Here is a 17,291-nt window from a genome sequence, read left to right on the forward strand (position 1 = left end):
CGAATATGCGGACTCCGTATCGCATCGGTAAGCCCCTCGCTCTTTTTTGCCTTTTACCTGTCATCAGCTTTTGTGCTGCCGGTGCAGCACAGGCTGCGACTGGGGCTCGCACCAGCGGCAACAGCGCCCACTCCTGGCAATGGGTCTGGCAGAAGCTCGCACGCCATGGCTATGTCCATGTCGTCTATGGCACGTATCTGGAGCGTTATGGTGGTCTGCGCAACATAGCCGCATGGGATATTTCCATCCCGAAAAAATTACAACAATTATCGAATTCCTGGGGCTACTCGCCGCTCAATCCAGAATTTCGTAGCGGCATCATCCAATTCGAACGTGCCACCCATCTTCTGCCATTTCGGCAGATTTCTCGCGGGCGGGTAAGCACAGCCCTGGTCACTCGCCTGGAGCTCGGTAACATCCCGAATAATCCCTATCCGTTTCAGTGGGTAGAGGTGCGGAAAAGCCATCACCCAGAACGGCTGCAACTCTGGCAGGTGCCCGCTAGCACGGGCAAGCGGGTTCATTGGCGCGGCGCGTGGAAATATCATTCCGTGGTCAATACTGGGGTGTTGCATTCCACCCCCGATGGAACCTGGCCGGTATACCAACGCCTAGCGGACACCACCATGCATGGGACCTTTCCCATTCCGGTAAGCAAGGCAAAATATCTCAGCTTGTCGGACAAGCAGCGCGGCCATTACCACGGACATTTGGTCTACTGGCAAAAATATGTCGCTCCCAATGTGCGTTTCGTGAATTATTTCTACAATGGCCGAGCGATTCATTTTTACCCTCGCAAGGGCTATGGCTGGCCACAAAGCGCAGGCTGCGTCGAAATGCCCTACAAGAATGCCCACCACTTATTTCAATTGCTGCACTACGGCGATCTGGTCTCGATTGTGGGCCACTATCAGCTTATGCCAGCGGCAAAGGAAAAGCTTCTCCTGGCACAGCAGCGGCTGCGCCAGCAGATGATTGCCGACATCCATCATCAAGCCATGGGTTCTGCATGAATCTACCGAGCAGCAAGCTATTCTCGGCAATCCTTTGCTGTGCTTGTGCCGTGTCCGACCATGGCTTTTTGGCGTTCACGGGCGAAACGCAACGGCAGCAGGCCAGCCTCGTCGTCCCCACCTAGCGCAGCAGCACCGTGCACTTGCATTTGCCGCCAGGGTATCAACCCGCATTTACAAAACTTTGTTCCCGAGCCAGCCGCAAGGTCATTCTCTTGCAGCGACCCTGACCCGGTTTGCCAGCTCGGACGCTTCGTCTTACCATCAAGCGCATAATCTGGTTAAGACGACGACGACATGACGACTTCCATCGATTCCCATCTCCAAGAAGAACGCCTTTTCCCCATACCCGAGGCCTTTGCCGCGCGGGCGAACATCGACCACGGCGAATATGAGCGTCTACGCGCCGAATGGCAGCGAGATCCGGAACAATTCTGGGCCACCCTCGCGCGAGAGCACCTGCTCTGGGAGCAGCCCTTCGAGCAAGTTCTCGATGAACGCGAGGCGCCGTTTTATCGCTGGTTTGCCGATGGCAGTCTCAATGTCGCCGCCAATTGTCTCGATCGTCACCTGCAGGGAGCGCAGAAACATAAGGCGGCGCTGATCTGGGAAGGCGAAGATGGCAGTGTCCGCACACTCACCTACGCTCAGCTTTGGCGCGAAGTGAATATCTTTGCCAATACTCTGCGCGCCCAGGGGGTAAAGGCGGGCGAACGGGTGGTGATCTACATGCCCATGGTCATGGAAAGCGTGGTCGCCATGCTGGCCTGTGCGCGCATCGGCGCCGTGCACTCCGTCGTCTTTGGCGGTTTTTCCGCCGAAGCACTCAAAGATCGACTAGAGGATACCGGCGCCAAGATCCTGCTCACCGCCGACGGGGCCTACCGTGGCGGCAAGATCGTCCCGCTCAAGCGGCACGCGGACCAAGCGCTGCTGCGCGAACACGAACACCAGGTCGAGCGCGTAATGGTCCTGCAACATACCGGTGCCGAGATCGATATGCTGGATGGCCGCGATCTATGGTGGCACGAAGCGGTGATCGGGCAATCCGCGCACTGTCCCGCAATCCCCTTTCCCGCCGAACATCCGCTCTTCATCCTCTATACCTCTGGCAGCACCGGCAAACCCAAGGGCATCCTACATAGCAGTGCCGGCTACCTGCTGTGGGCCAAGCTCACCAGTTACTGGTCCTTCGACCTGCGCCCAGACGACGTCTACTGGTGCACCGCCGACATTGGCTGGATCACCGGCCATAGCTATGTCGTCTACGGCCCCCTCGCCAACGGGGCGACGGTCTTCCTGTATGAGGGAGCCCCCATGTACCCGCAACCGGATCGCTTCTGGACGATGATCGAGCGTCACGGGATCACAGTCCTGTATACGGCGCCAACGGCGGTACGGGCCTTCATGAAAATGGGTGACGCCTGGATTCAGAAACACGATCTCAGCAGCCTGCGCCTGCTCGGCAGCGTCGGCGAGCCCATGAACCCCGAAGCTTGGGTCTGGTATCGCGACCGCATCGGGGGCGGTCGCAGCCCCATCGTCGATACCTGGTGGCAAACCGAGACCGGCGGGCACATGATCGCCCCCTTACCCGCAGTCAGTGCCAACAAGCCCGGTTCCTGTGCCCTCCCTTTACCCGGAATTTCCGCCAAGGTCGTCGATGAGCAGGGCAAAGAAATCTCTGCCGCAGATCAAGGCGGCTATCTGGTAATCGATCAGCCCTGGCCGGGAATGCTGCGCGGCATCTGGGGCGATCCGGAACGCTATGTGCAGACCTACTGGGCAAAGTTTCAGAACCGTTACTACATCGCGGGCGACAGCGCGCGTCGCGACAGCGACGGCTATTTCTGGGTGATGGGACGGATCGACGATGTCCTGAATGTGTCTGGGCATCGCCTGGGCACGGCCGAGATCGAATCGGCCCTAGTGGCGCATCCCGCCGTCGCGGAAGCCGCTGTGGTAGGCATCCCGCACGAAATCAAGGGGGAAGCCATCTCGGCCTTCGTCATCCTCAAGGCCGCGCATCAAGGGGATGATCACGACCCGTTAGGGGCAGCACTACGGGCGCAGGTGACGGATCTAATTGGTGCCATCGCGCGCCCTGATGATATTCACTTTGTGGAGAGCCTACCCAAGACGCGATCGGGAAAGATCATGCGGCGCCTGTTGCGCGCCCGCGCGCGTGGGGAGGAAATTACCCAGGATATCAGCACCCTGGAAGACTGACGCGCCGCAGGGCGCGTCTCTCCACCATCATCCCAACTGCTGCAAGGCACTCTCTGTCCGTTTGGCAAAAGCCGGGTCCGTTTCTGCCTTTTTCAATAAGGTTTCGTATTTTACCGGTGTCAAATGGTGATGCGCGAGCACTGTTGTAATCTGCTTATCGTAACCCGCAAGCTTCATTTTCTTTGAACTTTCACTCATTTTCTTATTTTCGATTACTGCGTGCGCTTTCATATCTATGGGCTGAATTTGCTTCACCGCAGCAGCAAAATGATGCAGCTCCTGAGCGTTTACCGGAACCTGCGCTGCGGCTGGTGTTGTTTGCTGGGCTGGCATCTGCTCTGCTGTGGCAGCCATGGCTAGGCCGCTTGCCATCATCAATGCCGTTGCTACAACGATAACGCCTTTTTTCATAACCACTCCTTTCACTTGCCGTCGCTAAAATCAAATTTACCGTAGCAAACGGCCCCTGCAATTGTCAAAATTAAAGTATGAATCTTTATATATTTCGGGAGTTCTCATTTTATGGCATGAGTTCATAGCTAAAAAACAGGAACATACGCTATCATCACCATTTTATGAATGAGACTCCCTCTGTGACGTCCGCATTGCATTCACGCCGCACCATCTTTCTGCTTGGTAGTCTTAGCGCCTTCGGCGCACTCTCCATTGACATGTATCTGCCCAGCCTGCCGACGTTGCAGCAACACTTTCAGGTGCATCAGCTCAGTATTCAGCTTACCCTGGCCGCCTTTTTCCTCGGTTTTTCGGCTGGGCAGGCAATTCTCGGACCCATCAGCGATCGCTTCGGGCGGCGCACACCCTTACTCGTTGCCCTTACCCTCTACGTTGGCGCATCCATCGCCTGCGCGGTGGCACCCAGTGCCTTATGGCTTGCGATTTTTCGTTTGCTGCAGGGCATTGGTGCCTGCTCTGGACCGGTCATAGGACGCGCCTTGGTGCGCGATCTGTTTCCACCGCAAGACGCGACGCACATTTTTTCCCGGATGATTCTGGTCATGGGGGTCGCGCCAATCTTTGCCCCCCTGATTGGTGGCTATCTTCTCGTCTTTTTTGGCTGGCAGGCTATTTTTGTCCTGCTCGCCTTACTCGGTGCAATGAGCCTGGGGGTAAGTGCGTTGCTGCTACCTGCAGGTCACTCTGGCGATCCCAGCCACTCCCTTCATATTTTCGCTATTTTTTCCCGCTTCCGTGATCTGCTGCGTGATCCAAACTTCCGGCCTTATGCCATCATTCTCGCCGCCAGCTTCTCCGGCATGTTTGCTTATATTGCCGGATCTCCGTTCATTTTCATTCAGCTACATAAGGTGCCTGCAGATGATTTTGGCTGGATTTTTGGTTTCAATGCTCTGGGTTTGATCGCGCTCTCGCAGTTCAACCGGTTCTTGCACCGACAATTTTCCGCGCGCACCATACTGCGATTGGCCTTATGGATTCAGGGCGTTGCTGCAGCACTGCTATTTCTGGCCAGTCTCCTTCCGGAAACGGGTCTCGCTGGCCTCCTAATTCCCTTGTTTCTGTACGTCGCCTGTATTGGCTTAGTATCGCCCAACAGCACCGCCCTCGCTATGCATCAGCAAGGCCAGCAAGCGGGCACCGCTTCTGCACTGTTGGGCAGTCTACAGTTTGCCAGTGCCGCAATTGCCGCCATAGGCGTCGGCCTCGTCAGTATTCCCAGCGCTGTCCCCATGTCTGTCGTCATTCTATTTTGCGCCATGGTTGCCGTGTTGACTGGGCGCATATTAGCTCGAACCGATTCCTGACCCAGCTTCGACATTGGTAGCCAAAGAACAAAAAAGGGCGCCGGAGCGCCCTTTCTGGTGTCAGTCGCGCACTTAGTCGTTCGGCATGGCCGAAATGAATGCGGCTGGCACCGGATTCATGCCAAGCGCGTAGCGCAGCGTGGCAAAGTGCATTGCTTCATCGCCTTCGATATTTGCCGCAGCATGCGCCAACTCCGGATTACTGAACTGCTTCACCGCCCCCAGATAGGCCTTCGCCGCGCCGATCTCCAGTCCCGCCGCAAAATGCAACACATCAGACTCATTTTTCAGTTTGCCCACTGGGAAATTCCATGCCTTGGCCAAATCGCCCATGGATGCCGTGAGCGGCAACTTGGCAGCAACAGGTTTACCACCCATTTTCTTGATGGTTTCCGCCAGCACATCGGCATGCGCCTCGTGATCTTTCTGGAACTCTAAGGCCAGCTTGAGCGCACCAGGCTTCAAGAGTTTACTATCTGCGCCCACTTGGTAGGCAGCAATGGCCTGGTGTTCAGCGTTCAAGGCGAAATTCAGGATCCCCAGATCATGACTTTCACTGTTCGAGGCCATACCCGCTGCCCGTGCAGTAGCCGGCAAAATCAGGTTGCCGGCAGCGGCAAGGCCCAAGCCAAAGAGGGCACTTTTCTTGAGAAAGTCACGACGATTTGCGCCAGATTGCATATTTTCCTGCATGGTAATCTCCTGCCTGTGACAAAAAGAAAGCGATGAACAATGCCATCACCGCTTTCTACGCAGAGCCATAAATTTCAGATGCAGCCCTCAATTGGATATCAACGTTGCCTGGAGCAGGATCGGGCCAGTGGGCTGACCGGTTGGAGAGCCGCCAGCCGGCTCCAGGGTTACCGCCAGAAGATGGGCATGACGCAGGTTCATGTGGTCCGGTACCGGTAACACAGGGGTCTGCCCCGCTTGCATCGGCAATAGCCCCATGGAAACCGGCTTCTTCCCCGGCACAATCGCCCAGAGCTGCAGAGACTTGTCTGCCGGGATCACGGTATGCCGCAGCGTTACCAAGCGCATGTGGTGCGCACTGGCATGGAATACCCAGGTCGCCTGCCCCTGACGGTTATTGACCACAGCAAGCATCGGCATTTGCGGCGCACTAGGCCATAACCAGGTCACGACGATGGCCACAGCAAGAGCAGCGCTCACGCCCTGCCACAACGCCAAACGTCGCCACCACGGTAAACGCGGTGCGGAGTTCGTCCGAGAAGGGACCAGGGCGGGTGCTGGCAATTGCGCCTGAATCCCGTGCCATACTCGCGCCGGAACTGGCCGGCCCTGCGCTGGGAGCAATGCGGGCAAGAGAGCGTCCTCCCAACGACCCACCATTTGGGCAAGAACCACATCTTGTTGCAGCAAACGTGCGAAACGCAGGCGTGCCCTGCCATGCAAGTGACCAACAACATAGGCAGCGGCCAATTGTTCCGCCAATGGTGGGTACTTACGTAGATTCATGCTGCAAACAATCCTTTAACAGTAACAATCCGCGACGAATCCAACTCTTCACCGTCCCCAGGGCGGTACCAAGCTGCAGCGCCACCTCCTCATAGGTCGAGGCGCGATAAAAGGCTTGCACGATGGCCTGCCGCTGGTCGACGGACAGCCGCTGCAAACAGTCTGTTAGCCGCTTTCGTTCCGCCGGATAGAGCGCAGACATCTCGCCATCCTCACCCCACTCTTCCCGATCCCAGTCCGGCTCATCCCAGCCGGGTTCATCCTTGGGCAGGCGCCGCAGCAGATCAATCGCCTGATAGCGAACGATCGCCGCCGCCCATGCCAGCGGAGATCGGCCCATTTGGTAGTCTGCGGCCTTCAACCAGATTTTGACGAAGGCATCCTGCAGACAATCTGCCGCCCTGCTCTCCTCTCGGAGAATACGCAAAGCAACCGGGTAAAGATGCGCTGAGGTCTCTTGATAAAAGCGCTGGAAGGCCTGTTGATCGCCTCGGGCAACGGCCTGCAGCAACTCCTCGAGATCCGTCGCGGCAATCACGCCGTAGCACCAAAAAATTCACATTTAATCACAGTTCGTTGCTCGCTTCTGATCCGCAAAGCCGTATGCTGCAGAGAGGTTGATCCTACGAGCATAGCGCAGAAGCGCGCCCATTGACCACGACAACACGGTATACCGGAGGGCATCATGACCAGAAAGCTTTCTCTATCTCTCGCCCTGGCGAGCGCAGCGCTCCTCTCCATGAGCAGCCTCGTAATGGCGGACCCCATTGATCTGCAACTCAACATCGGCACGCCAGCCTACTATCCGCCAGCAGTCGTCGCCACCCCACCCCTCATGGTCTGGCTCTCGAATCTCGGCGCATATGCCGCTTATGGCAGTAGCCAACCGATTTTCTATGTGGGCTCAAACTACTATTACTACTACGGCAATAGATGGTGGGCAGGTCCCGGCTTTCGTGGACCTTGGCGCCCGATTGCTGCGCCACCACCAGGGCTACGCCGCTGGTCTCCAGGAGAATGGGGGCGGGTGCAACGCGATGCGCAGTTTCATGCTCGCGACCCGCATTGGCGACATTTCCGGCCCCAAGCACGGCCAATGCCCCCAATGCCACCGCAATATCGTCCACAGTATGGGCATCCGCCACACCCACAAGGTCCAGGACGTGGCGAATATCCCGGAGGCTGGAACGGCCCCGGCAATCGAGGGCATGATCAAGGCAATCAGGGACGCGGCGATCATGGGCATGGTCAAGGCAACCAGGGACGCGGCGATCATGGGCATGACCAACCTTGGCAGAATCATTGACTTGGGCTGCGGTGTACTCCGCAGCCGTGAGCTAGGAGACCATTCTCTCCTGTAACCACGCCTTGGCCTGGGCCATCGCCGCGTCGAGCCCTTCTGGCTTGCCGGCCCCGGCCTGGGCCATATCCGGGCGCCCACCCCCCTTACCGCCCAATGGCTGGGCGACGACATTCACCAACTCACCGGCCTGTACCTTGCCATGCAGATCCTTGCTGACAGCGGCGAGGAGGGCAACCTTGTCGTCCGCAACCCCCGCCAGCACAATGATGCCGGAGCTGATTTCCGAGCGCAGACGATCCAGGACCTCACGCAAGGCCTTGGCGTCCATGCCGTCCAAGCGTTGCAACAGCACCGGAACATCATGAATCCGTTCTACTTTGGTGGCCAAGTCGGCACCCGCCGAGGCCGCCAGCTCCTGCTTGCTGCGTTCCAGATCCTTTTCCAACTGGCGCAGGCGCTCCAGAGTCTGCGCCAAGCGTTGATCCAATTCTGCCGGTGCCGCCTTGAGCAGTGCTGCCGCGCCCCGCAAACGTTCCTCATCCTGCTGCACACTGCGCAGCGCCGCCTCCCCGGCCACGGCCTCGATGCGCCGTATGCCTGCCGCGACCGCCGATTCGCTCAGGATCTTGAAAAATCCGATCTCTCCCAAGGCATGGACGTGGGTGCCGCCGCAGAACTCTAGCGAATGCTCGCCCATCAATACCACTCGCACCTCTTCGCCATATTTTTCGCCGAAAAGGGCCATCGCCCCTAAGGCTTGGGCTTCTGCCAAGGGCAAGACGCGGGTCTCGGCAACGACATTGGCACGAATCGCCGCGTTCACTTCCCGCTCGATGGCCTGTAGCTCTTCTTTACCCAGGGGTTCGGGGTGGCTGAAATCAAAGCGTAGCCGCTCGGCGTCTACCAGCGAGCCTTTCTGTTGCACGTGCGTCCCAAGACGACGGCGCAGCACGGCATGGAGAAGATGGGTCGCGGAGTGATGGGCGGCGGTGCTGGCGCGCGCCTCTGCATCAACACTGGCCTGCACGATATCGCCGACGCGAATCGTACCTTGGGCAAGCCGCCCGATATGCACGTGCTGACTGGGCACGGGCTTTTGCGTATCGTCGACGCGGAACAGCATTTCCTGACCATGAAAGAGCTTGCCACAATCACCGGCCTGTCCCCCGGATTCCCCATAAAATGGGGTCTGATCGAGGAGAATCGCGCCCTCCTCCCCCGCCTGTAACTGCTCCACAGCGCTGCCATCGCGTACAATGGCGAGTACTCGTCCGGCCCCGTCGCAGCCGCCATAGCCCAGAAATTCCGTAGCCGGTAATTGCATCGCGAGATCGTGATAGATCCTTTCCGCCTTCACCGCCCCACTGCCTGCCCAAGCGGCACGAGAGCGCTCCCGCTGCTCCGCCAATGCTGCGTCAAAGCCCGCCATATCCATGTCCAGGCCACGCTCGCGGGCGATATCGGCGGTAAGATCGACCGGGAAGCCATAGGTGTCGGAGAGACGAAAGATCACCTCGCCCGGAATCGGCGCGTTGGCGGGCAGCCTGCCAATGGCTTCATCCAACAGATCCAGGCCACGTTGCAGCGTTTCGCGGAACCTCTCTTCCTCGCGATGGAGTTGGCGCTCCACCTCATGTTGCCCTTGGCGTAGTTCTGGATAGGCATCGCCCATGGTCGCGACGAGCGGCGCCACGAGATGATAAAAAAATGCCTCTTCGATACCGAGCTTGCGTCCATGTCGCACCGCCCGCCGGATGATACGCCGCAAGACATAACCGCGCCCTTCATTGCTGGGCATGACTCCGTCGGTAATGAGAAAACTGCAGGCCCGGATATGATCCGCCAGCACGCGCAGGCTGGTATCTGTTTCTGGACTCTGTCCGTAAGGCGTCTGGGCAATCTCTGCCGCCGCCGCAATCAGAACCTGAAAGATGTCGGTATCATAATTGTTGTGTACGCCCTGCAGTACGGCAGCCAGGCGCTCCAGGCCCATGCCGGTATCTACCGAGGGCTTGGGCAGCGGCGTGAGCGTGCCCGCGCTGTCGCGGTCAAACTGCATGAAGACCAGATTCCAGATTTCAATATAGCGGTCGCCATCGGCCTCCGGGCTGCCGGGAGGGCCGCCAGGGATCTCGGGACCGTGATCGTAGAAGATTTCGGAACAGGGGCCACAAGGCCCGGTATCCCCCATGCTCCAGAAATTGTCCTTGTCGCCACAGCGCGAGAAGCGCGCAGGATCGATCTGCATCTCTTCCAGCCAGATGGCTGCTGCCTCGTCATCCTTTTCGTAGACCGTCACCCACAGCTTTTCCGCTGGCAGGCCCAGGGTCTCGGTCAAAAAACGCCAGGCAAATTGAATGGCCTCGCGCTTGAAGTAATCCCCAAAGGAGAAATTGCCGAGCATCTCGAAAAAGGTATGATGCCGGGCAGTGTAGCCGACATTTTCCAGGTCGTTGTGCTTGCCGCCGGCGCGCATGCAGCGTTGGGTGGAAACCGCGCGCAGGTACGGGCGCGACTCCAGGCCGAGGAAGGTGTCCTTGAACTGCACCATGCCCGCATTGGTGAAGAGCAGCGTCGGATCATTGCGCGGCACCAGGGGACTACTTGGCACGATTTGATGCCCCTGGCCGGCAAAGAACTCCAGAAAGGCGGAACGAATGGCTGCTGACTTCATGTGACTCCTTCCGTATCAACTACGAGGCGTAATCCTCATCCGAGGCAAGATCCGCGCTGGCCAGGGCAGCACGAATCAACTCGGCAGGAAAGCCACGCCCCTGTAAAAACCGCGCTCGCCTTGCCCATTCCTTGGCATCCGCAGGCGCCTGATCACCAAACCGCTTGTGTAGACTCTGCCGCGCCCGCGCCAGCCAATCCACTTCTTCCAATAATTCGCGATCTTCTCCAGCCCCGCTCGCACGCCAATCTCGCGCCACCAGTATAGGCCCCTGCCCGCGTGCCGCCCGACTGCGCATGCGTGCAGCGCGATAGCGAGCATCACTCAGATAGCCATGCTCTGCCAAGCGTTCCAGGACAAGATCCACGGTCTCAGCCGCAAAGCCGTTTTGCCGCAATAAACGCGAGCGCAGTTCCAGGCGGGCATACTCACGGCGCGCCAAAAGACGCAAAGCCGCCGCCTCGATGGCTGCCTCGCCGTCACTCATTCCCCAACTTCAGCCAGGCCCGGCACCTCTTCGGCGAAGGCCAGCGGATGCCCAAGGGCCGCAGCGCGCACCTTGTCTTCAATGGCCTTGGCGACCTCCGGGTGTTCCTTCAGATATTGCCGCGCATTTTCCTTACCCTGGCCAATGCGCTCCGTACCGTAACTGTACCAGGCACCGCTCTTTTCCAGAATGTCGAACTTGACGCCGAGATCCACCAGCTCCGAGAGGCGGGAAATGCCTTCGCCGTAATAGATGGCAAACTCCGCCTCGCGGAACGGCGGCGCGACCTTGTTTTTCACCACTTTGACGCGGGTATCATTGCCGAGCACCTCATCGCCTTTTTTGATCGCCCCAATGCGGCGAATGTCGAGGCGCACCGAGGCATAAAACTTGAGGGCGTTGCCGCCAGTCGTAGTCTCCGGGCTGCCATACATCACGCCAATCTTCATGCGAATCTGGTTAATGAAGATAAGCAGGGTATTGGTCCGCGAGATATTGCCCGTCAGTTTCCGCAGCGCCTGGCTCATGAGCCGCGCCTGCAGGCCGACGTGGGAATCGCCCATTTCCCCCTCGATCTCTGCCTTGGGGGTCAGCGCCGCCACCGAGTCCACCACGATGAGATCGACCGCGCCGGAGCGCACCAGCATGTCGGCGATTTCCAGCGCCTGCTCGCCGGTGTCGGGCTGGGAGATGAGCAGGTTTTCCAGATCCACCCCCAACTTTTGCGCATAGGTCGGATCAAGGGCGTGCTCGGCATCGATGAAGGCGGCCGTGCCTCCGGCCGCCTGGCAGCTGGCAATGGCGTGCAAGGTCAGCGTCGTCTTACCCGACGATTCCGGGCCATAGATCTCGACAATGCGCCCGCGCGGTAGGCCACCGACCCCCAATGCCAGGTCCAGTCCCAAGGAACCGGTAGAGTAGACAGCAATATCTTTGATGGCACTCTGTTCGCCCAGCCGCATGATGGCGCCCTTGCCAAACTGCCGGTCAATCTGGGATAGGGCTGCTGCCAGAGCCTTGCTGCGTTGATCATCCATCTTGCCATCTCCTGATTGGGGTGTCTCGGCATTCTACCCGAGGGGCTCGTTCAGACCAATCGTCCCGAACTCTTTCCTCATCAGGTCAAGCAGACCACCCAGGGCCACAGTGCCGGCCGCTACCTGCACCGTCCAGCGGTCACCGGCAAAGCAGTGGGTCGTCACCTGGCGCTTGTCCCGCAGCGCCCAACCGATGCAAACGGTGCCAACCGGCTTGCCCGGCACCGCTCCGCCCGGCCCGGCGATGCCACTCACCGCCACGGCCAGATCTGCATGGCGTAAAGCGCCATCGAGCATCTCCTGCACCACTGCTTCCGATACCGCCCCATGGGCACGCAAGGTGACAGGCGAAACGCCTAGCATCTCCTCCTTGGCGGCATTGCTATAAACCACATAGCCCTGACGCAATACTGCGGAGGAGCCGGGAAGCGCCGCGAAACGCGCGGCAATGCCCCCCGCCGTACAGGACTCCGCCGTTGCCAGAAGCAACCCCTGCTGCTGCGCAGCCTGTAACAGGGCCCATTCCGGGGGCGCCAAGGCCAGATCGAGACCAGTCCCATCCGTCACCCACAACTCGCCCGGCAAGGGCGCCCAGGCCGGGGTCACGGCAAAGCGCGTTTGCGGCAGGCTGGGCAACGGCCAGCGCCGCTGCAGATAGGCGGCAAGACCTGGCCAATTCAGGGGGTCCAAAAACTGTCCACCCGCCGCCGTCCAGGCATCCCTATTGGTAAAATCTCCCAGGGCCAGATCCTGCGCACCCGGTGTAGGCAATGGCTCCAGCATCTGCACCCGCGTTTCTTGGCCCGCGAGTGCCAGCCAGGCCGCTACCCGCTGCGCAATCGGCAGGGCCTGCGAGCGCCAGGGCAAATACAGCGTGATCGGGGCCAATTCATAAGACATGCTCATGCCCCTGATGGTGCGGTAACGCCTGCCGTTGCCCATGCCAGAACAATTCCAACCCGGCAGAAGCAGGCAAAATCTCGCCTACTCGCCGCAACGGGGTTCGCGTTTCTTGGGCGGCCTGCATCAGGGCGCTCCCCAGCGCAGGCGCGGCGCAAAGTATCAGCTCGTAGTCATCCCCACCGGTGAGGGCAGTACCCAGCAAGCGTTCCCAGTCTCCTGCCACCCAGCCCGCCAACTCGGTACTAAGTGGAATCTCCTGCGCATCAATGCGCGCTCCTAACCCCCCGGCGCGTAAGAGGTGACCGAGATCGGCAAGAAACCCATCCGAAACATCCTGCGCACAACGCACCCCCAACTGCTGTGCGGCTTGGCCGAAGGCAATGCGCGGCATAGGGCGCAAACGGCGTTTTTCCAGCCATGCCGAACCTGCCAGAGGCTCGCTCTGCTCCCCGCGCCGAGCGGCGAAGGCGCGTTCCAGGGCGAGTGCTGCATCACCCAAGGTGCCCGTCACGTAGATGTCGTCACCCACGCGCGCGCCAGCGCGGGTCATCGCTGCCCCTTCCAGGGTACCGAGAGCCGTTACCGTCACCGTCAGGAGTCCGTCCGTTCCCACGGTATCCCCACCCACCAGGGCAAGGCCCCATTCCCGCGCCAGCTCTTGCCAACCCGCCACAAAGCCATTCAGCCAAGTCGGAGTCGCCAATCCTTGCGGCAAGGCCAGATTGAGCAAGGCCCAGCGGGGCAATGCTCCCATGGCAGCGAGATCGCTCAGGTTCGCCGCCAGGGCCTTCCAAGCCAAATCGGCAGGGCCCACCTCCGCAAAAAAATGCCGCCCCGCGACCAGGGTATCGGTGCAGGCGACCAGCGCACGCCCGGCACAATCCAACACTGCGGCATCATCGCCAATGCCCAGGAGGATGCCATCCGGCGCCTGCCCCTGGCCCAGAGCATCACGCAACCCCGCAATCAGCGCAAATTCGCCTATGGACATCGGGCCTCCAAATGGTGATTTCCTCGAATTAGAGCGCATCCAATTGCATGATGCAAAGCCATGCAGCTCCGCAAAGCAGGCCGCAATAGGCAACAAACAAAGCCCTTGTTCACATTGACGTCCGGAACAGGCAATCGCAGAATGGCTCTATCAGTCTGAGGGTGTTTGCCGTGGAAAATGGCGGTTACGTACATAGCGGAGGGCAAGAACAGCTGCGTCAAGCTCGTCAGCTGGCGCAGCAGCGCATACGCGTTTTGCGCGAGCGTTTTTTGCCAATCTTGCAAAAAACCACTCAAAGGCATGACTTTTTGAGCGATGATCCTGTCACCCAGCCGCTGCGCCAACTACCATAAGCTCTCTTTGCGCAACCAATCTCGGAAGGTTGTGACAAATCGCGCAGACGCCATCACTGGCCGCTTCGCGCCGAGCCCCAGCGGCGCCCTGCATGCGGGCTCCGCCCTCGCCGCCATTGGCAGTTACCTCAGCGCCAAGTCCCAGGGAGGGCGCTGGCTCTTGCGCATCGACGATATCGACACGGGACGCTGCCGGCATGGGGCCCACGATCAAATCCTGCGCCAATTGGAGTCCTTGGGACTCGAGTGGGATGGACCCATCCGCTATCAATCGGCGCATGGCGACCAATATGCTGCCGCGTTGGCCACACTGCAACAGCGAGGGCTCGCCTATCCCTGCGCCTGTACCCGCCAGGATCTGACCCAGCGCCCTTGTCACTGTCGAGAACAGCCACCCCAGTCGGCGCGGGCCTGGCGCCTGGATATCCGCAAGCTGCCCCAGACGCCCTGGACAGATCGCTATCTAGGTATACAGGCTGTTGCAAACCCCGAGGTTCCACCAGTGCTACTGCGCGCCGATGGACCGATTGCCTATCTGCTAGCCTGCGTCGTTGACGATGCCGAGCAAGGAGTGAGCGAGGTCATTCGCGGCGCCGACCTGACGGAAATCACCCCCCTGCAACAATATCTGCAACAAGAACTGGGTCTTGCCACCCCGGAATATGGCCATCTGCCCCTACTGTGCAGCACGGACGGAAAAAAGCTGTCTAAGAGTGCGGACGCCGGGGCTTTCGATCCCGCTGCGGCGTGGGAACAGAGCCTGCAGGTTCTGGGCTGGAAAACGCCCGCCTCCCTGCGTGGCGCCAGCAGCGTAGAATGGCGGGAATGGGCCCTCACCCGAGCACAGGACGAACCCCTGGGCAGGGCGGGAACTACTCACATCATGGGGGTGCATAAATGAATAGCATCCAACGGCTGCAGCGAAATGGGCGCATTCTCGTGAGCGCTTGCGTACTGGCGTTGCCTTTCCTGCTCCAGCAGGCAGATGCGCTGCCCATCTATCGCTGGGTTTCGCCCAGCGGCGTCGTCAGCTTTGGCGATCATGTCCCCAAGGGCGCCCAGAATGTGCAGAAAATCGGCGAGCAAAGCCCCCCTCCTCCCATTCCGTCCACTACGGCACCGCCCAAGGTGCAGAGCTCCCAACACCGCGAACAGCAGGCGCAACAGCAAGTCGCCAAGGACGAAGAACTGGCAGCCAAACTGAATCTACTTCGCGCCCTGGAAAGCTATCTCGGCCAACGACAGCCGCAAGTGATTCATGAGGACCGCGGCCCATCCCTCTTTCTCTATCCGCCATACCCCTACCCGCCGCGCCCGCCACTTCGGCCCCGGCCGCCCCGCCCTCTGCCAAGCAAACCCGTGCCGGACAATGGTCTGCCGCAAATTCCACCGTGGTATACCGGACCCTGGCCGCGGCAAGGACCGTGAGGGCGCTCAGTAAAAGCTGTTACCTACGGTATTTTGCGCGCGGGTGTTCCTGGCGCCGCAATCTGCACCTCGATTTTTCTAGAAAATGGCAAAGCCAAAGCTGCTTGCCGCTGTACGGAGCCTGTTATCTAGCGTGGCGAGTCTAGCGCCCAAGCGGCGTACAACCGCCAGGTGCAGCGCATCCCCTGCACGTAAGGCGGCGGGCGATTCGATAAGAACTGCCGCGGTGCGAAAATCTGCAGGCTCAATTTCTACCGTTTCAAGTTTCATGGATGCAAAACGCTGGAAGTTGGTGAGCGCCTGCTGACGAGTCAGGCTGTCGATGGCCCCGGTCCGCTCTTTAATGCCACCAACACTGGCCATTTCGGTCAACGTCCAGGCGGAGATCAATAGCCTCTCCTTGCAATGACTTTCGAGCCGACGGGCCAGGTCCGCGGCACCCGGCTCCCTAAAAAAGATCGCACCCAACACCGAAGTGTCGAGATAGATCACAGCATATCCTGTTTACGCATCTCCTCAACGGTCATACCGGCCCTTGGTGGTGCCGAAACCCACAGCTGCAAGTCAGACCAGTCGAAGCCCTTTGATCGCGATTCGGGAATCAGGCGTGCCACCGGTTTGCCCCTACGCGTGATAATTACCCCTTCCCCCGCCTCAACTTCGTCGAGCAGAGCAGACAGGTGTGCTTTTGCATGAGCTACCGTCATGGTTTTCATCAACAATCCTATAACTTGGTCATACCAAGAAGTATATTCTGCGTTGTTGGTCAACCTGTAAAGTGCTAGCCGTGTTCAAAGCTCGAAGTCCGGCTCAGCGTTCCGTGATTACTCAAACATAGTCTCCACACCCTCTGAGAATCTGCCACCTGAACCGCGACGAAGCATCGACTAAAGCCCACGTACCGGGCGCAGACGGATAACAGAGTGCTCAGTAAAAGCTGTTGCCTACGGTATTTTGCGCGCCGGTAAAGTCTGCTCTCGCAGCGCGACGATACCAAGCAAAGGACTGCGCGGGATTTTCTGGAACGCCCAGACCAACCTGATAGGCAAAGCCCAGATCGTAGGCAGCCCGCGCGTCATTTTGCTCTGCCGCCTTGCGCGTCCACTGCAAGGCCTGGCGATCATGGTGGGTATGCACCTCGAGCTCCCCCATCACCGTTTCTGCAGCAGGGCTGCCAGCCTGCGCGGCTTGTCGCAACTGTGCCAAGTCTGCAGCATTCCCCGCCGCCGCCCCCTGCCACAGTTGCAGGGCGCTACCGTAAGTCATCCCCAGAGCACTCAGCGCAAACAACAAGCCCCCCAGCGTGCATGCTGCCCAGGCGAGACCCCGCTGTGGGGAGACTCTCATGCCCGCGTCGCCATCTGGTAAAGCTCATCCTTGAGCGCCAAGCGCTGTTGCTTCATTGCCTGCAGTTCCGGCGAATCCGACGCCGCGTCATTGCGCTCCACGTGCTCGATGCGCGCCGTTAGCTCCTTAAACTCGTTCAGACGCCGTTGAAAGTGCGTATTCCCCCCCCGCAACTCCGCAATGCGTTGCGCCAGCTCTGGAAACTCCGTGGCAAAATCTTGATGTTCCGATTGCATCAGAATCGTGTCCTCCCTAGGACGGTGATG

General features: G+C 59.4%; 19 protein-coding genes. 6 read left to right on the top strand and 13 right to left on the bottom strand.

Going from position 1 to position 17,291, the window contains the following annotated elements; all coding sequences use genetic code 11:
* The first annotated feature begins 5 nt into the window (after positions 1 to 5).
* A complete protein-coding gene (locus tag M5D89_RS12130; protein ID WP_248886055.1) occupies positions 6 to 1,013 on the top strand; it encodes a L,D-transpeptidase in 1,008 nt (335 codons plus the stop codon).
* Positions 1,014 to 1,310: 297 nt separating this feature from the next.
* On the top strand, positions 1,311 to 3,242 hold the full coding sequence (gene acs / locus M5D89_RS12135) for an acetate--CoA ligase (RefSeq protein WP_248886056.1): 1,932 nt from the start codon (positions 1,311 to 1,313) through the stop codon (positions 3,240 to 3,242).
* 27 nt (positions 3,243 to 3,269) lie between these two features.
* Here the strand turns inward: acs and M5D89_RS12140 are convergent, their stop codons facing one another.
* The gene (locus M5D89_RS12140; RefSeq protein WP_248886057.1) at positions 3,270 to 3,653 is read right to left on the bottom strand and encodes a DUF4168 domain-containing protein; all 384 of its coding nucleotides are present in this window, start codon (positions 3,651 to 3,653) and stop codon (positions 3,270 to 3,272) included.
* Positions 3,654 to 3,835: 182 nt separating this feature from the next.
* On the opposite strand from M5D89_RS12140, the gene M5D89_RS12145 reads away from it, so the two are divergent.
* A complete protein-coding gene (locus M5D89_RS12145) occupies positions 3,836 to 5,023 on the top strand; it encodes a multidrug effflux MFS transporter (protein ID WP_248886058.1) in 1,188 nt (395 codons plus the stop codon).
* 72 nt (positions 5,024 to 5,095) lie between these two features.
* On the opposite strand, the gene M5D89_RS12150 is transcribed toward M5D89_RS12145, so the two are convergent.
* The 3 genes from M5D89_RS12150 to M5D89_RS12160 all read right to left on the bottom strand — a co-directional run bounded on the left by M5D89_RS12150 (position 5,096) and on the right by M5D89_RS12160 (position 7,040).
* Positions 5,096 to 5,716: a ferritin-like domain-containing protein gene (locus M5D89_RS12150; RefSeq protein WP_248886059.1), complete on the bottom strand. Its 621-nt coding sequence runs from the start codon at positions 5,714 to 5,716 to the stop codon at positions 5,096 to 5,098.
* Between the two features lie 87 nt (positions 5,717 to 5,803).
* The gene (locus tag M5D89_RS12155) at positions 5,804 to 6,502 is read right to left on the bottom strand and encodes an anti-sigma factor (RefSeq protein WP_248886060.1); all 699 of its coding nucleotides are present in this window, start codon (positions 6,500 to 6,502) and stop codon (positions 5,804 to 5,806) included.
* The gene (locus M5D89_RS12160) at positions 6,489 to 7,040 is read right to left on the bottom strand and encodes an RNA polymerase sigma factor (protein WP_248886061.1); all 552 of its coding nucleotides are present in this window, start codon (positions 7,038 to 7,040) and stop codon (positions 6,489 to 6,491) included. Before M5D89_RS12160 ends, M5D89_RS12155 begins: the two co-directional genes overlap by 14 nt.
* A gap of 147 nt (positions 7,041 to 7,187) precedes the next feature.
* On the opposite strand from M5D89_RS12160, the gene M5D89_RS12165 reads away from it, so the two are divergent.
* Positions 7,188 to 7,808, top strand: coding sequence for a hypothetical protein (locus M5D89_RS12165; protein WP_248886062.1), 621 nt, complete (start codon positions 7,188 to 7,190; stop codon positions 7,806 to 7,808).
* Between the two features lie 31 nt (positions 7,809 to 7,839).
* On the opposite strand, the gene alaS is transcribed toward M5D89_RS12165, so the two are convergent.
* From alaS to thiL, 5 genes are read right to left on the bottom strand one after another with little or no spacing between them, the layout of a single operon-like run.
* A complete protein-coding gene (alaS, locus tag M5D89_RS12170) occupies positions 7,840 to 10,479 on the bottom strand; it encodes an alanine--tRNA ligase (protein WP_248886063.1) in 2,640 nt (879 codons plus the stop codon).
* Positions 10,480 to 10,498: 19 nt separating this feature from the next.
* The gene (locus M5D89_RS12175) at positions 10,499 to 10,966 is read right to left on the bottom strand and encodes a regulatory protein RecX (RefSeq protein WP_248886064.1); all 468 of its coding nucleotides are present in this window, start codon (positions 10,964 to 10,966) and stop codon (positions 10,499 to 10,501) included.
* Entirely contained in the window at positions 10,963 to 12,003 is a 1,041-nt protein-coding gene (recA, locus tag M5D89_RS12180; protein WP_248886065.1) for a recombinase RecA, read from the bottom strand. Before recA ends, M5D89_RS12175 begins: the two co-directional genes overlap by 4 nt.
* Positions 12,004 to 12,036: 33 nt before the next feature.
* Entirely contained in the window at positions 12,037 to 12,903 is an 867-nt protein-coding gene (locus M5D89_RS12185) for a CinA family protein (RefSeq protein ID WP_248886066.1), read from the bottom strand.
* Positions 12,893 to 13,897: a thiamine-phosphate kinase gene (gene thiL / locus M5D89_RS12190; RefSeq protein ID WP_248886067.1), complete on the bottom strand. Its 1,005-nt coding sequence runs from the start codon at positions 13,895 to 13,897 to the stop codon at positions 12,893 to 12,895. The genes M5D89_RS12185 and thiL overlap by 11 nt, the downstream gene beginning before the upstream one ends.
* Before the next feature lie 384 nt (positions 13,898 to 14,281).
* On the opposite strand from thiL, the gene gluQRS reads away from it, so the two are divergent.
* Both gluQRS and M5D89_RS12200 read left to right on the top strand, forming a co-directional pair.
* The gene (gene gluQRS, locus M5D89_RS12195) at positions 14,282 to 15,151 is read left to right on the top strand and encodes a tRNA glutamyl-Q(34) synthetase GluQRS (protein WP_248886068.1); all 870 of its coding nucleotides are present in this window, start codon (positions 14,282 to 14,284) and stop codon (positions 15,149 to 15,151) included.
* Positions 15,148 to 15,678, top strand: coding sequence for a DUF4124 domain-containing protein (locus tag M5D89_RS12200; RefSeq protein WP_248886069.1), 531 nt, complete (start codon positions 15,148 to 15,150; stop codon positions 15,676 to 15,678). The genes gluQRS and M5D89_RS12200 overlap by 4 nt, the downstream gene beginning before the upstream one ends.
* A 78-nt stretch (positions 15,679 to 15,756) precedes the next feature.
* Here the strand turns inward: M5D89_RS12200 and M5D89_RS12205 are convergent, their stop codons facing one another.
* The 4 genes from M5D89_RS12205 to M5D89_RS12220 form a co-directional block, all read right to left on the bottom strand.
* Positions 15,757 to 16,170 (bottom strand): type II toxin-antitoxin system VapC family toxin, encoded by a 414-nt coding sequence (locus M5D89_RS12205; RefSeq protein WP_248886070.1) that lies wholly within the window; start codon positions 16,168 to 16,170, stop codon positions 15,757 to 15,759.
* Positions 16,167 to 16,394, bottom strand: coding sequence for a type II toxin-antitoxin system Phd/YefM family antitoxin (locus M5D89_RS12210; protein WP_248886071.1), 228 nt, complete (start codon positions 16,392 to 16,394; stop codon positions 16,167 to 16,169). Before M5D89_RS12210 ends, M5D89_RS12205 begins: the two co-directional genes overlap by 4 nt.
* Before the next feature lie 211 nt (positions 16,395 to 16,605).
* Entirely contained in the window at positions 16,606 to 17,025 is a 420-nt protein-coding gene (locus tag M5D89_RS12215) for a tetratricopeptide repeat protein (protein WP_248886072.1), read from the bottom strand.
* A complete protein-coding gene (locus M5D89_RS12220; protein ID WP_248886073.1) occupies positions 17,022 to 17,261 on the bottom strand; it encodes an HP1242/YdcH family protein in 240 nt (79 codons plus the stop codon). The genes M5D89_RS12215 and M5D89_RS12220 overlap by 4 nt, the downstream gene beginning before the upstream one ends.
* Positions 17,262 to 17,291 lie beyond the last annotated feature (30 nt).

It is taken from the genome of Acidithiobacillus acidisediminis (assembly GCF_023277115.1).
GTDB lineage: Bacteria > Pseudomonadota > Gammaproteobacteria > Acidithiobacillales > Acidithiobacillaceae > Igneacidithiobacillus > Igneacidithiobacillus acidisediminis.